This window comes from Pseudomonas sp. Sample_24, from assembly GCF_004307605.1.
Classification (GTDB): Bacteria; Pseudomonadota; Gammaproteobacteria; order Pseudomonadales; family Pseudomonadaceae; genus Aquipseudomonas.
In genome coordinates, this window is sequence record NZ_RCNW01000092.1 from 1 (window position 1) to 14,623 (window position 14,623).

General features: G+C 60.0%; 10 protein-coding genes. 6 read left to right on the forward strand and 4 right to left on the reverse strand.

The genetic code is table 11. From position 1 onward, the window contains the following. Nucleotides 1-221: 221 nt before the first annotated feature. Entirely contained in the window at nucleotides 222-2,150 is a 1,929-nt protein-coding gene (locus D8V06_RS04245) for a transglycosylase SLT domain-containing protein (protein WP_056857101.1), read from the forward strand. Between the two features lie 126 nt (nucleotides 2,151-2,276). On the opposite strand, the gene D8V06_RS04250 is transcribed toward D8V06_RS04245, so the two are convergent. Then, nucleotides 2,277-4,079, reverse strand: a complete 1,803-nt coding sequence (locus D8V06_RS04250; protein ID WP_177434353.1) for an ABC transporter transmembrane domain-containing protein — start codon at nucleotides 4,077-4,079, stop codon at nucleotides 2,277-2,279. Between the two features lie 251 nt (nucleotides 4,080-4,330). On the opposite strand from D8V06_RS04250, the gene D8V06_RS04255 reads away from it, so the two are divergent. After that, a complete protein-coding gene (locus D8V06_RS04255; protein WP_056857010.1) occupies nucleotides 4,331-4,510 on the forward strand; it encodes a PA1571 family protein in 180 nt (59 codons plus the stop codon). Between the two features lie 83 nt (nucleotides 4,511-4,593). On the opposite strand, the gene pdxB is transcribed toward D8V06_RS04255, so the two are convergent. Then, a complete protein-coding gene (gene pdxB / locus D8V06_RS04260) occupies nucleotides 4,594-5,736 on the reverse strand; it encodes a 4-phosphoerythronate dehydrogenase PdxB (RefSeq protein WP_130930503.1) in 1,143 nt (380 codons plus the stop codon). 225 nt (nucleotides 5,737-5,961) lie between these two features. Here pdxB and D8V06_RS04265 point away from each other — a divergent pair, with 225 nt between their 5' ends. After that, nucleotides 5,962-7,311, forward strand: a complete 1,350-nt coding sequence (locus D8V06_RS04265) for an MATE family efflux transporter (RefSeq protein ID WP_130907252.1) — start codon at nucleotides 5,962-5,964, stop codon at nucleotides 7,309-7,311. A gap of 43 nt (nucleotides 7,312-7,354) precedes the next feature. On the opposite strand, the gene tusA is transcribed toward D8V06_RS04265, so the two are convergent. After that, nucleotides 7,355-7,606, reverse strand: a complete 252-nt coding sequence (gene tusA / locus D8V06_RS04270) for a sulfurtransferase TusA (protein WP_056857100.1) — start codon at nucleotides 7,604-7,606, stop codon at nucleotides 7,355-7,357. 194 nt (nucleotides 7,607-7,800) lie between these two features. Continuing rightward, on the reverse strand, nucleotides 7,801-8,874 hold the full coding sequence (gene rlmM / locus D8V06_RS04280) for a 23S rRNA (cytidine(2498)-2'-O)-methyltransferase RlmM (protein ID WP_056857007.1): 1,074 nt from the start codon (nucleotides 8,872-8,874) through the stop codon (nucleotides 7,801-7,803). Between the two features lie 222 nt (nucleotides 8,875-9,096). On the opposite strand from rlmM, the gene acnA reads away from it, so the two are divergent. The 3 genes from acnA to D8V06_RS04295 all read left to right on the forward strand — a co-directional run bounded on the left by acnA (nucleotide 9,097) and on the right by D8V06_RS04295 (nucleotide 14,498). Next, nucleotides 9,097-11,838, forward strand: coding sequence for an aconitate hydratase AcnA (gene acnA / locus D8V06_RS04285; RefSeq protein ID WP_130903715.1), 2,742 nt, complete (start codon nucleotides 9,097-9,099; stop codon nucleotides 11,836-11,838). A 197-nt stretch (nucleotides 11,839-12,035) separates the two neighbouring features. Then, nucleotides 12,036-12,827: a CPBP family intramembrane glutamic endopeptidase gene (locus D8V06_RS04290; protein WP_130907251.1), complete on the forward strand. Its 792-nt coding sequence runs from the start codon at nucleotides 12,036-12,038 to the stop codon at nucleotides 12,825-12,827. A gap of 105 nt (nucleotides 12,828-12,932) precedes the next feature. Beyond that, nucleotides 12,933-14,498, forward strand: a complete 1,566-nt coding sequence (locus D8V06_RS04295; RefSeq protein WP_056857099.1) for a PAS domain-containing methyl-accepting chemotaxis protein — start codon at nucleotides 12,933-12,935, stop codon at nucleotides 14,496-14,498. Nucleotides 14,499-14,623: the final 125 nt, after the last annotated feature.

Genomic DNA, 14,623 nt, shown 5'->3' on the forward strand with positions numbered 1-14,623 from the left:
GGTCATGAGCTTCTCCAAAAACCGGGCGCGCATTCTACCTGACTTGAGGCTTCAGAAGGCCGGCAATTTCACTGTCGAAGCACTCTGCACAACAAATGTTGCGAACTGATGCAGACAGGTCCGCAAAGCTTTCACCCGCTGCTGGCAAAAGGCTAAGCTACGGATAATTCAGTGCGGGCATCGCCAGCACTCTTGTCATGGTTTATCTGTCCGGACGTCTCATGCGCAGTCGCCTTTTCAATTTTTTGTCGTGTTTTTTACTGTCTGCCGCTGCCGTTCAATCCGCCCAGGCCGTAGACCTCTCCACCCAACGCCAGTATTACGATGAAGCCAAACGCGCCCTGGCCAAGGGCGATAGCGGCCCGTATTTCCGTTACAGCCAGGCCTTGGCCGATTATCCGCTGGAACCCTATCTCGCCTACGATGAGCTGACCGCACGTCTGAAAACCGCGAGCAACGCCGAGATCGAAAAATTTCTCGCCGAGCATGGCGACCTGCCGCAGGCCAACTGGATGAAACTGCGCTGGTTGCGCTGGCTGGCCGAACGGGGTGATTGGGCGACTTTCATCAAGTATTACGACCCCAAGCTCAACTTCACTGAGTTGGACTGCCTGAATGCGCAGTATCAAATCAGCCACAACCTCAAGTCCGAGGGTTACGCCAACGCCAACAAGCTGTGGCTGTCCGGGAAATCGCAACCGGCGGCGTGTGATGCGCTGTTCGGCATGTGGGCCGCCGACGGCCAGTTAACCGAACAGAAACGTTGGGAACGCACCAAGCTCGCCGCTCAGGCGCGCAACTATCCACTGGCCACCAGCCTGGTGAACGGCCTCACCACCCTCGCCCCTCGCGGCCGCTTGCTGATCGATGTGGCGCAAAACCCGGAATTGTTGAATCAGCCATCACGCTTCACGCCAGCTGACGAGCCGATGTCCGATGTGGTCAGCCTCGGCCTGCGCCGTCTCGCCCGCCAGGACCCGGACAGGGCCATGAACCTGCTCGACGGGTATGCCAGCAGCATGCATTTCTCCCGGGATGAAAAAGTCGCGATCGCCCGGGAAATCGGATTGACCCTCGCCAAACGCTTCGACAGCCGCGCGCTGGACATGATGACCAGGTACGACCCGGAACTGCGCGACAACACCGTGTCCGAATGGCGTATGCGCCTGTTATTGCGCCTGGCTCGCTGGGACGACGCTTATCAGTTGACCCGCCGCCTGCCCCAGGACCTCGCCACCACTAACCGCTGGCGTTACTGGCAGGCCCGTAGCCTGGAGCTGGCACAACCGCAAAGCCCAGAACCGCAAAACCTCTACAAAAATCTTGCTCGCGAACGTGACTTCTACGGATTTCTCGCGGCAGATCGTTCGCAATCCGCCTATTCGTTGAACAACAAACCGCTGGTGATGAGCCAGGCGCTGATCAACAAGGTTCGCAACACCCCCGGTATACGCCGGGCTCTGGAATTTCATGCTCGCGGGCAAATTGTCGACGGTCGTCGTGAGTGGTACCACGTCAGTCGCCACTTCAACCGCGACGAAATGGTTGCCCAGGCCAAGCTGGCCTACGACCTCAAATGGTATTTCCCGGCCATTCGCACGATCAGCCAAGCGCAGTATTGGGACGATCTGGATATACGATTCCCGATGGCCCACCGCAACACGCTGGTACGTGAAGCGAAGAATCGCGGCTTACATCCAAGCTGGGCATTCGCCATCACCCGTCAGGAAAGTGCCTTCATGGAAGACGCCCGTTCCGGCGTCGGCGCGTCGGGCCTGATGCAGTTGATGCCCGCCACGGCCAAGGAAACCGCACGCAAGTTCAGCATTCCGTACGCGTCGCCGCAGCAGCTGTTCGACCCGGACAAGAATATTCAGCTCGGTGCCGCCTACCTGAGCCAGGTGCACAGCCAGTTCAACGGCAACCGCGTCCTCGCCTCCGCCGCCTATAACGCCGGCCCCGGGCGTGTTCGTCAGTGGCTGCGCGGTGCCGACCACCTGAGCTTCGACGTGTGGGTGGAAAGCATTCCGTTCGACGAAACCCGCCAGTACGTGCAAAACGTGTTGTCGTACTCGGTGATCTACGGCCAGAAACTCAACTCGCCACAGCCGATCGTGGATTGGCATGAGCGTTATTTCGACGATCAGTAATAGCCCTGTTGGAGCTGGCGAGGCTGCGATCTTTTGATCCGTGCTTCTCCTTGGGACACAAAAATGCCCGCATCGATTGATGCGGGCATTTTTGTTAAATCAAGATCAAAAGATCGCAGCCTTGCTTCACTCGACGGCTCTTACCGGGGGAAGTTCGAGTTCTGCCTGGCCATCACTGAACTGCAACGCCGCCAACCGCGCATACAGCGCATTGCTGGCAATGAGTTCTTGATGCGTGCCCACCGCCACCACTTTCCCTTGGTCCATCACGGCGATACGGTCGGCGTTTTTTACCGTGGCCAGCCGATGGGCGATGACCAGGGTCGTGCGGTTTTTCATCAGGCTCGGCAGGGCTTGCTGGATCAGATGCTCGCTTTGCGCATCGAGGGCGCTGGTGGCTTCGTCAAGCAAGAGGATCGGCGCGTCCACCAGCAGCGCCCGGGCGATCGCCAGACGCTGGCGTTGGCCACCGGACAAGCCGAGGCCGCCATCGCCCAGATGCGTCTGGTAACCGTTGGGCATGGCTTCGATAAAGTCGTGGGCGTAGGCGATTTTTGCCGCCTCCTGGACCTCGGCGAGCGTCGCCGTCGGATTGCCGTAGCGGATGTTCTCTTCGATGCTGCCGAAAAACAGTGCTGGGGACTGCGAGACCAGGGCAAAACAACGACGCAAATCCAAAGGATCGAGCCGGGTCAATTCAGTGCCATCAAGCAGGATGCGTCCCTCGGAGGGGTCGTAGAAGCGCAGCAGCAAGTCATACACTGTCGACTTGCCTGCCCCCGAAGGCCCGACCAATGCCAGGGTTTCGCCCGAGCGGATGCTCAGGCTCAAGCCATCGACCGCATAGCTTTCGGGACGCGACGGGTAGGAAAAACGCACATCCTCAAGCACCAGCTCGCCCTTCACCCGCGCGGGCAAAGCCACCAGACCAGTCGTCGGTGGCCGGATGATATTTTCCGAGCGCAACAATTCGGCGATCCGCTCAGCTGCGCCGGCCGCACGTTGCAATTCGCCAATCACTTCGCTCAAGGTGCCGAATGCACTGCCAACGATCAGGCTGTAAAAAACGAACGCCGCCAGCTCCCCCGCAGAAATGCGCCCGGCAATCACGTCCATGCCGCCGACCCAGAGCATGACCCCGACTGCACCCAGAACCAGGACGATGACCAGGGTAATCAGCCAGGCCCGCTGAAAGATGCGTCTGCGCGCGGTGTTGAATGCGTCTTCAACGGTTACGGCAAACCGCTGCTGGTCCTGGGCCTGGTGGTTGTAGGCCTGCACGGTTTTGATCTGGCTGAGGGTCTCGGAGACATAACTGCCGATATCGGCGATGCGGTCCTGGCTCAAGCGCGACAGGTTGCGCACGCGTCGGCCAAAAATCAGGATCGGCGCAATCACCAATGGCAAGGCGACGACAACGATGCTGGTGAGTTTGGGATTGGTAATGAACAGCAGGACGATCCCGCCGATGACCATCAACAGGTTCCGCAGGAACATCGACAGCGAAGAGCCGATCACCGATTGCAGCAGTGTGGTATCGGCAGTCAGTCGCGATTGAATTTCCGAGCTGCGGTTGTTTTCATAAAACCCTGGATGCAGATAGATCAAATGGTTGAAAACCTGCCGGCGAATATCGGCGACACAGCGCTCGCCGATCCACGACACCAGATAAAACCGAGCGAAGGTGCCGACCGCCAGCCCCAATACCAGCAGCATGAACACGCCGATGGACTGGTTGAGCAAATGCGGTGACTGGGTCATGAAGCCCTGATCCACCAGCATGCGTATGCCCTGCCCCATGGACAGGGTAATGCCCGCCGTGACGACCAACGCCAGCAAGGCACCCAATGCATGCCAGCGATAGGGCGCGATGAAACGGCTGGCCAGACGAATGGCACGGCGGTGGCGAACAGTGAGCATCGGCATCATCCAGGCGAGAGCAACTGAGAAAAGCAACTTACACCGATCAATGGGGTGGAACTTGGTAAATCACAATGAGTCAGGTTAATTATGTCCATCAAGACTAGGGGCTAGACGCTATCGGTCTAAAGTTCGGGTGGCAACACCACGATATTTCTGGTGGACTGATATTGCCGTCCGGGAGTGATCGCAGGGAGATGTCACAGCCTGGTCACCTGGCGGTTTTAGAGTGGGTACACAACCTGATGAGGAGACAGGCCATGTCCTTGCAAAACAGCAGCGATGACAAGATTCAAGTGATCCGCACGCAGCCAGACCAGTCTCTGGGTTGCTCGATTATCGATGAACAGGGCCGCGAAGTACCGATCACTGAAGACATGATCCAGAAAGCTTGCCGCGATCTGGACAAGCGATTGGTCAAGCCTGCCGAAAAAAAGTGATATAGCCACCGTCTTCTTGACCCGGCCCTGGTTGGCCGGGTTTTTTATGCCTGCCTGTTGTGGCAGCTCTACAGCGATGATCTTTAAATAATTGTCGCGCCCAACGCCGCCACAATCTGCCGCAGTACCGGCGCATCCCCTTCGATCCGCACCTGCAAGCCATCGATCTCACGACGCGACGGATAATGCTTGCGTAACACATCGAATGCCGCACGCTGCTCGCTCACGCTGCCTACAAGGCTGCGGCGGAAATCCGCATCGTCGCGGCGCGGGTCGTACACGCCACGGCACAACATCGCCAATGCCCAGGCCGGATCGCTTTGCGCGTTCAAGGTCACTTGCGACAACCACGGCGCCGGCAACAAATCACTCAAGCGGACCTGGGCCGGTTGCCCGAGGAAATCGCAGTAGGCCTGGTAGATTTGCGCGGTACCGCGCTGCTTGCCATCAAGGCTATAGCCGGCAATGTGCGGCGTTGCCAGAACGCAAAGCTCGGCCAGCGCCACATCGACTTCCGGCTCCCCTTCCCAGACATCCAGCACCGCCTGCAGGTCTTCGCGCTCCAGCAACACATCGCGCAAGGCAGCATTGTTGACCACCGGACCACGGCTGGCATTGATCAGCCAGGCACCGGGCTTGAGCTGGTTCAAGCGTTTTTTATCAAACAGATGCCAGGTCGACTGCGGGCCTTGCTTGGTTAGCGGTGTGTGCAGGCTGATCACGTCGCACTGCGCGATGATGTCCTCGAGACTGACGTAATCACCACCTTCAACAACTTGACGTGGCGGGTCGCAGACCAGCACCTTCCAGCCCAGCCCCTGCAGGACCTTGACCAATCGCCCGCCCACTTCGCCGGCCCCGACTACGCCGTAGGTGCGCTGCGTCAGATCGACGCCTTCGATTTCGGCCAGGGTCAACAAGCTGCCGAGCACATAGTCGACCACGCCCCGGGCGTTGCAACCCGGCGCACTGGACCAGGTGATACCGGCCTGCCGGAAGTAATCGAGGTCCAGGTGATCGGTGCCGATGGTGCAGGTGCCGACAAAGCGCACTTTGCTGCCGTCGAGCAACGCGCGGTTGACGTTGGTCACTGAGCGCACCAGCAGCACGTCGGCCTGTTCGACGGTGGCGCGGTCAATGGATCGACCCGGCACCCGGCGGATTTCACCGAAACCTTCGAAGAAGGCATCGAGCAGGGGGATGTTTTCGTCGGCAACAATCAGCATGGCAGGCTCCTTTGGCGGATCGGCAGTGTAGGCGTAGATGGCACATCGCGCCTAGCACGCTGCTGGCAAGTGTTTACAAATCCCTAACACTGGTCTTTTCCTGACCGCTGCGTCAACGCGTAGAATGCGCGCCTGTGCAACAAAACCCTTTTGGACGCTTCGCTATTGAACCCTGTCATTGAAAACACCGTCGCCGCGGCTCCTGCGCGGACGACTCCCGTACGCATGGAGCTCAAAGGCTTGCTCAGCCTGGCTATGCCGATCATGGTCGCGCAATTGGCCACCACCGCCATGGGCTTTGTCGATGCGGTGATGGCCGGCCGCGTCAGCCCGCGGGATCTGGCCTCGGTGGCGCTGGGCAACTCGATCTGGATTCCGGTCTACCTGCTGATGTCCGGCGTTCTGCTGGCCACCACTCCCAAGGTCGCGCAACGTTTTGGCGCCGGGCAGTTTGACCAGATTGGTCCTCTGGTACGCCAGGCATTGTGGCTCGCACTGTGTGTCGGGTTGATCGGCAGTGGTCTGTTGCTCGCGGCCGAGCCGATCCTGCACTGGATGAAAGTCGATGCACAGTTGATCGAACCCAGCATGGGTTACCTGCATGGCATCGCTTTCGGCTTGCCGGGCATGGCCTTTTATTATGTGCTGCGCTGCTACAGCGACGGCATGGGCCGGACACGTCCGAGCATGGTCATTGGCTTGTGCGGCCTGTTACTGAATATCCCGCTGAACTATGCGCTGATCTACGGCCATTTCGGCGCCCCGGCCCTGGGTGGCGTCGGTTGCGGCTGGGCCAGCGGCATCGTGATGTGGTTCATGGCGCTGAGCATGGCCGGCTGGACTTTCTGGGCGCCGTTCTATGCGCGTACTCGCGTATTGGTGCGCTTCGATCGCCCGCAATGGGCGGTGATCAAGCGCCTGGTCGGCATTGGCCTGCCAATCGGTATCGCAGTCTTCGCCGAGTCGAGCATCTTCGCGGTCATCGCCCTGTTGATCGGTAGCCTCGGCTCCACCGTCGTGGCCGGCCACCAGATCGCCCTGAACATCAGCTCGCTACTGTTCATGATTCCTTACTCGCTGGGCATGGCGGTAACCGTGCGGGTCGGCCAGGCATTGGGCGCAGGCAACCCGTGGCAGGCGCGGTTCGCGGCGAAAGTCGGGCTCGGTGCAGCGCTGGTGTTCGCTGCATTTTCGGCGACACTGATCCTCTGCCTGCGCGAACCTATCGCTTCGATCTACACGCCCGACAAGGCAGTGATCCAGATTGCGTCGATGCTGATCGTCTACGCCGCGCTGTATCAGTTCTCGGATGCCATTCAGGTGATCTGCGCCGGAGCGCTGCGTGGCTACCAGGACACGCGGGTGACGATGATCCTGACGTTGTTCGCCTATTGGGGCATCGGGCTGCCGGTTGGGTATGTGCTGGGGCTGACCGATTGGCTCGGCCCGGCCAGCGGCCCGAGCGGGCTGTGGGAAGGCCTGATCGCCGGTTTGAGTTGTGCGGCATTGATGCTGTCGATACGGCTGACCCGCAGTGCGCGCAAACGCATTCGCCTCAGCCGCTCGGTGGGCTGATTACCCAAAAAAAGACCTGCTTTTGCAGGTCTTTTTTTGTCCGTCAAACGGACTTTTTGCGAATCCAGTACAGGTAAGTCCCTGCATCTTCATGTTGGCCCACCAGTTCGTGGTCGAGAAACACGCAGAACTTGGGAATATCGCGACGAGTCGACGGATCGGTGGCGATCACCTTGAGCAAACCGCCGGGGACCAGGTCACGGATGTGCTGGTGCAGCATCATCACCGGTTCCGGACAGTTGAGGCCGGTGGCGTCGAGGGTGCCGTCAACCGGCGTATCAAGCATTTCACTCATGATCAACTCCTGAAACTTGCCGGCATTGTCGCCCATTGCCGGGTTTGTGGCGAGGGAGCTTGCTCCCGCTCGGCGGCGAAGCCGTCGCAAAACCTGTGTATGAGGTGTACCTGATATCGTGAGGCCACTGAACTCAGGGCCGCTTCGCAGCCCAGCGGGAGCAAGCTCCCTCGCCACAAAGCCATCGGCGTAAATCAGCGGGACTTGGGTTTCTTCACGTCGATCCGACGCAAATGACAGGTCACTTCTTCACGGTCGTGGTACAGCTGCTTGCAGCCGATCTCGACCTTGATGCCCCGGGCCTTGAAGCCATCGGCAATCCGCTCCAGCAGGCGCTTCACCTCGGCATAGCGCTGTTTCATCGGCAGCTTGAGGTTGACCACTGCTTCGCGGCAATGCCCCTCGCCGATCCACTCCTCGAGCATCGCGGCGTTGCGCGCCGGTTTCTCGACGATGTCGCAGACCATCCAGTCCACCGGTTGCTTGGGCTTGAAGGTGAAACCGTCGGCCATCAAGTGCTGCACCAGGCCGGTGTCCATCAGGCTTTCGGCCATCGGCCCGTTGTCAATCGCGGTCACCAGCATGCCGCGGTTGACCAGTTGCCAGGTCCAGCCACCCGGTGCGGCACCGAGGTCGACGCCAGTCATGTCACTGTGCAAGCGTTCGTCCCACTGATCACGCGGGATAAAGTGGTGCCAGGCCTCCTCCAGCTTCAAGGTCGAACGGCTCGGCGCCTCGCGAGGGAACTTCAGACGCGGAATGCCCATCGGCCACATCGCCGAATTATTCGACTCGGCCAGGCCGACGAACACTTCACGCCCGCTCTTGAACGTCAGTAGCAGGCGCGGTTTATTGGCATCATCTACCAGTTTGCCAGCCGCCATCAGCGCTTTGCGCAAATGCACTTCGAACTTTTTGCAGAAGTTCGACAGTTCCTTGCCATCGTTGGTATCGACCATTTCCAGCCAAAGGCTACCGCACACGGGAAAATCCGCCATGTGTGCGAGGATTACGCTGATGCGGTCGGTTTCCGGCAGATCAATGAAAATACCCCGTGCCCATTGGCGCGGGAAGATCAGTCGTTCAAAACGCTGACCACGCATCAGGCGCTCGGCGCCATCTTCTTCGGTGCAGACAAATTCGGCGCAGGCGCTGGCGGCCTTGGCCTTGGCATAACCGGCCACGTTCAGTTGTGCGGCAAGGTCGGAAATCTCCGAACAGACTTCGCCTTCGAAGCCCGGCCGGCAATGCATGAATAGGGTGTTCATTCTTACTCCTGGGCAGATGGCGAGACATTCAACCACTGCGCGATGCCCAGGCTTGCTCTGCAGCAAAGCCTGTCACGAAAACCGGCGCATGATAGCCGAGATCGGAACCTGGGGTCTGTCCATAGAGTCCAGTTATTAGCCAGCTACTTGAAACAGGGCTAGGTTTAATGCTCTGCCCGTCCCCTCAGTCTGCAGCCGTGCGGACTTAAAGGAGTGATCGTAATGCCGTCCCTCGATAGCCTGAAGACTTTGAAAACCCTGCAAGTCGACGACAAGACCTACCACTATTTCAGCCTGCCCGATGCCGCCAAAAGCCTGGGTGATCTGGACAAGCTGCCCATGTCGTTGAAAGTGCTGCTGGAAAACCTGCTGCGCTGGGAAGATGAAAAAACCGTGACCGGCGCCGATCTCAAGGCGATTGCCGCCTGGCTCAAGGAGCGCCGTTCCGACCGCGAAATCCAGTACCGCCCGGCGCGCGTGCTGATGCAAGACTTCACCGGTGTACCTGCGGTGGTCGACCTGGCCGCCATGCGCGCGGCGATGGCCAAGGCCGGTGGCGATCCGCAGCGGATCAACCCGCTCTCCCCCGTCGACCTGGTGATCGACCATTCGGTGATGGTCGACAAATTCGCCACCAGCAGCGCTTTCGAACAGAACGTCGATATCGAAATGCAACGCAACGGCGAGCGCTACGCGTTCCTGCGCTGGGGCCAAAGCGCCTTTGATAACTTTAGCGTGGTGCCGCCGGGCACCGGGATCTGTCACCAGGTCAACCTGGAATACCTGGGCCGCACCGTCTGGACCAAAGACGAGGACGGCCGCACGTACGCCTTCCCGGATACGCTGGTGGGCACCGACTCCCACACCACCATGATCAACGGCCTCGGCGTCCTCGGCTGGGGGGTAGGCGGCATTGAAGCGGAAGCGGCGATGCTCGGGCAACCGGTGTCGATGCTGATCCCGGAAGTGATTGGCTTCAAACTCACCGGCAAACTCAAGGAAGGCATCACCGCCACTGACCTGGTGCTGACAGTGACCCAGATGCTGCGCAAGAAAGGCGTTGTGGGGAAATTCGTCGAGTTCTACGGTGACGGCCTCGCCGACCTGCCGCTGGCCGACCGCGCGACCATTGCCAACATGGCCCCGGAGTACGGCGCCACTTGCGGCTTCTTCCCGGTGGACGACGTGACGCTGGAATACCTGCGCCTGTCCGGGCGCCCGATTGAGACCGTAAAACTGGTCGAGGCCTACAGCAAGGCGCAAGGGTTGTGGCGCCTGCCGGGCAAGGAACCGGTGTTCACTGACAGCCTGGCGCTGGACATGGCCAGTGTCGAAGCCAGCCTCGCCGGACCAAAACGCCCACAAGACCGGGTTTCACTGCCGAATGTCGCGCAAGCGTTCAGCGACTTCCTCGGCCTGCAAATAAAACCTACCAGCAAGGAAGAAGGTCGCCTGGAAAGCGAGGGCGGCGGCGGTGTGGCGGTGGGTAACGCCGATCTGGCCGGTGAAGTGGACTACGACTTTGAAGGGCAAACGGTGCGGCTGAAAAACGGCGCGGTGGTGATTGCCGCGATCACCTCCTGCACCAACACCTCCAACCCGAGCGTGATGATGGCTGCCGGTCTGGTGGCGAAGAAAGCCGTGGAAAAAGGCCTGCGCCGCAAGCCCTGGGTGAAAAGCTCCCTTGCCCCCGGTTCGAAAGTGGTCACCGACTATTACAAGGCTGCCGGGCTGACGCAGTACCTCGATGAACTGGGTTTCGCTCTGGTGGGCTATGGCTGCACCACTTGCATCGGCAACTCTGGCCCGTTGCCGGAACCGATCGAAAAAGCCATCCAGAAAGCTGACCTGACCGTAGCCTCGGTGCTGTCGGGCAACCGTAACTTCGAAGGCCGGGTCCATCCGCTGGTGAAAACCAACTGGCTGGCCTCGCCGCCACTGGTGGTCGCTTATGCACTGGCCGGCACCGTGCGCATCGACCTCAGCCGCGAACCCTTGGGCGAAGACCAGAGCGGCAATCTGGTTTATCTGCGGGATATCTGGCCAAGTACACAGGAAATCGCCGACGCGGTGGAGCAGGTCAACACCGCCATGTTCCACAAGGAGTACGCCGAAGTCTTTGCTGGCGATGAACAGTGGCAAGCCATTGAAGTGCCGCAAGCGGCGACCTACGTCTGGCAGGACGATTCGACTTATATCCAGCACCCGCCGTTCTTCGATGACATCGGCGGACCGCCGCCAGTGGTGAAGGACGTCAACGGCGCGCGCGTGCTTGCGCTGCTCGGCGACTCGGTGACCACCGACCACATTTCCCCGGCCGGCAACATCAAGGCTGACAGCCCGGCGGGCCGCTACCTGCGCGAAAAAGGCGTGGAGCCACGGGACTTCAACTCCTACGGTTCGCGCCGCGGCAATCATGAAGTGATGATGCGCGGCACCTTCGCCAACATCCGTATTCGCAATGAAATGCTGGGTGGTGAAGAAGGTGGCAACACCCTCTACATCCCCACCGCAGAGAAGTTGGCGATCTACGATGCGGCCATGCGTTATCAAGCCGCGGGGACGCCGCTGGTGGTAATCGCAGGGCAAGAATATGGCACCGGCTCGAGCCGTGACTGGGCGGCCAAGGGCACCAATCTGCTGGGGGTCAAAGCGGTCATCGCCGAGAGTTTCGAGCGGATTCACCGCTCCAATCTGGTGGGCATGGGGGTGTTGCCGCTGCAGTTCAAGCTCGATCAAAACCGCAAGAGCCTGAATCTGCGAGGCACTGAAACCCTGGATATTCTCGGCCTGAGCGATGTTGAGCTGACGCCGAGAATGAACCTGACCCTGGTGATCAACCGTGAAAACGGCACCAGTGAAAGGATCGAGGTACTGTGCCGGATCGATACGCTTAATGAAGTGGAGTACTTCAAGTCGGGAGGGATCCTGCATTACGTGTTGCGGCAGTTGATTGCGTCGTAACCCCTGCGCTGACAGCAACACCGCCTTGATGGCGGTGTTTCTGTTTGGGTTATTAAAATCAATGGGCTAGCGAGCCTGCTCGCGATGACGGTGTACCATTCGCCGCTGATCTTGAACGACACTCCGCTACGTGAGCAGGCTCGCTTCCACAGGGGGCGGGTTCAGGCCCCCTTAAATTTCAGATAAAAGGATTTTCAATGTCCGCCCTGCCATGGACTTTTCTGGCCCTGCTCTCCCTCGGCTATGGCATGGCCCTGGCCTATGGCCGTCTCGGCTGGCTTGTCGGGATTTCCGTCGGCTTGTTACTGATCGCCGGTTTCGCCGTTCGTCAAACGAAGCTGCCGTTCGGCCGCTATCTCGGCCACGGTCTGTTCATCTTCCTGGCGCTGGCATTGGCGATGCACTGGTTGCCGGGCTTCCATAACGGTCGGGTGATCGACCCGCAGCGTTTCACCGACGATGCCGTGCGGTTTTCCATGTACCTGAATCTGGATAAACCCCTGATCGGTTTCTGGCTATTGCTGGTCTGTCCGTGGATTGTCGGTCGGCGTTCACTGCGGCTATTCCTGTATGCCACGCCAGTCGCGCTGGCCCTGAGTGCCGTGCTTGCACTGGGCGGCGCACTGTTGCTGGGCGTCATTGCCTGGGCGCCGAAATGGCCAGACGCTGCCTGGCTATGGTTGCTCAACAATCTGCTGCTGGTGACGCTGGTCGAGGAAGCGCTGTTCCGCGGCTATATCCAGGGCGGCTTGAGCCGATATTTCAAGAACCTGGCTCAGGGGGAAAACCTCGCCCTGTTGCTCGCCTCGCTGGTGTTTGGCTTGGCGCATGCGGGAGCCGGATGGCAATGGGTACTGTTGGCGAGCCTGGCCGGAATCGGCTACGGCCTGGCCTACCGCTTCGGCGGACTGGCCGCCGCCCTCGCCACGCATTTTGGTCTGAATGCCCTGCATTTCGGCTTGTTCACCTATCCGATGCTCGTCGGCTGACGCAAGGGTCATTTTGCGACGGACCGCTGATAATTGAAAAATAAGCTCAACCATTCGCTGGCGATGCCGATACAGCACTTGAAAGCCTTGCGGATTAAAAAAGCCATGCGTAACAACCAGCCAATTACACAACGCGAACGGACCTTCCCGGCCCAGCAACGGTTGATTTCCACCACCGATGCCAAAGGCATGATCACCTACTGCAACGACGACTTCGTCGAGATCAGCGGGTTTTCTCGTGAAGAACTGATCCGTGCGCCGCATAACCTGGTGCGTCACCCCGACGTCCCGGCCGCGGTGTTCTCGCACATGTGGGCGACACTGAAACAAGGCTTGCCATGGATGGGTATTGTCAAGAATCGCTGCAAGAGCGGTGATCACTATTGGGTCAACGCCTACGTGACACCGATCTTCGAAGGCAATCAGGTGATCGGTTACGAGTCGGTGCGGGTCAAGCCCACCGCCGAACAGATCCGCCGCGCCGAAGCGCTCTACCAACGCATCAACCAGGGCAAGTCGGCGATTCCTTCCAGCGATAAATGGTTGCCGGTTCTACAAGACTGGCTGCCGTTCATTCTGGTCAGCCAGTTGAGTTTCATGATTGGTGCCACCCTGACCTCGCAGTGGGGTTTCGCCCTCGCCGCCGCGCTCTCGGTGCCGTTGGGCCTGATGGGCCTGAGCTGGCAGCAGCGTGGCATCAAGCGTTTGTTGCGCCTGGCCGAGCAGACCACGTCCGACCCGTTGATCGCGCAGATGTACACCGACAGCCGCGGCGCCCAGGCGCGCCTTGAGATGTCGATCCTCAGCCAGGAAGCACGCTTGAAAACCTGCCTGACTCGCCTGCAGGACACGGCCGAACACCTGACCGATCAGGCCAGGCAGTCCGACGCCCTGGCCCACAGCAGCTCCACCGGCCTGGAACGTCAGCGCGTCGAAACCGAGCAAGTCGCCACCGCCGTCAATCAGATGGCCGCAACCACGCAGGAAGTCGCCAGCCATGTGCAGCGCACCGCCGATGCCACCCAGGAAGCCAATCGCCTGACCGGGCGCGGGCGCGACATCGCCGGGGAAACCCGCGAAGCCATTCAGCGCCTGTCGGTGGTGGTTGGGGAAACCGGCCTGACCGTGACCCAACTGGCCAAGGACAGCGACGAAATCGGTGGCGTGGTCGACGTGATCAAAGGGATCGCCGACCAGACCAACCTGCTGGCGCTGAACGCCGCCATCGAAGCGGCGCGGGCCGGCGAGATGGGTCGTGGTTTTGCAGTGGTCGCCGACGAAGTGCGTCAGTTGGCGCAACGTACCAGCGAATCCACCGGGCAGATTCATGCGCTGATCGCCAAGCTGCAGCAAACCGCAGGCACTGCCGTACAGACCATGGAAGCCGGGCATCGCCAGGCCGAAGAAGGCGTGGCGCGGGTGCTGGAAGCCGATCAGGCACTGGTGGGGATCAGCGAAGCGGTGGCCAACATCACCGACATGACCACCCAGATCGCTGCCGCCACGGAAGAGCAAAGCGCCGTGGCCGAAGAAATCAGCCGCAACATCAGCAACATCTCTGACCTGGCAGACCAGACCTCGGAACAGGCTCAGAACTCGGCGTTGTTGAGTGAAGAGCTGACCAAAACCGCGAATACGCAATACTCGTTGGTGGAGCGGTTCAATCGCTGATTGGTGTGCATTGATCGTTCCCCCGCTCTGCGTGGGAATGCAGCCGGGACGCTCTGCGTTCCAAAGCGTGACGCAGAGCGTCACAAGAGGCATTCCCACGCGGAGCGTGGGAACGATCATCCAAA

What these genes read in the sequence shown, in the direction of transcription:
- D8V06_RS04290 (WP_130907251.1), top strand. Translation starts at nt 12,036, where the DNA reads ATGTCCGCCCTGCCATGGACTTTTCTGGCCCTGCTCTCCCTCGGCTAT.
- tusA (WP_056857100.1), bottom strand. Translation starts at nt 7,606, where the DNA reads ATGAGTGAAATGCTTGATACGCCGGTTGACGGCACCCTCGACGCCACC.
- D8V06_RS04295 (WP_056857099.1), top strand. Translation starts at nt 12,933, where the DNA reads ATGCGTAACAACCAGCCAATTACACAACGCGAACGGACCTTCCCGGCC.
- pdxB (WP_130930503.1), bottom strand. Translation starts at nt 5,736, where the DNA reads ATGCTGATTGTTGCCGACGAAAACATCCCCCTGCTCGATGCCTTCTTC.
- D8V06_RS04245 (WP_056857101.1), top strand. Translation starts at nt 222, where the DNA reads ATGCGCAGTCGCCTTTTCAATTTTTTGTCGTGTTTTTTACTGTCTGCC.
- rlmM (WP_056857007.1), bottom strand. Translation starts at nt 8,874, where the DNA reads ATGAACACCCTATTCATGCATTGCCGGCCGGGCTTCGAAGGCGAAGTC.
- D8V06_RS04265 (WP_130907252.1), top strand. Translation starts at nt 5,962, where the DNA reads ATGGAGCTCAAAGGCTTGCTCAGCCTGGCTATGCCGATCATGGTCGCG.
- D8V06_RS04255 (WP_056857010.1), top strand. Translation starts at nt 4,331, where the DNA reads ATGTCCTTGCAAAACAGCAGCGATGACAAGATTCAAGTGATCCGCACG.
- acnA (WP_130903715.1), top strand. Translation starts at nt 9,097, where the DNA reads ATGCCGTCCCTCGATAGCCTGAAGACTTTGAAAACCCTGCAAGTCGAC.
- D8V06_RS04250 (WP_177434353.1), bottom strand. Translation starts at nt 4,079, where the DNA reads ATGATGCCGATGCTCACTGTTCGCCACCGCCGTGCCATTCGTCTGGCC.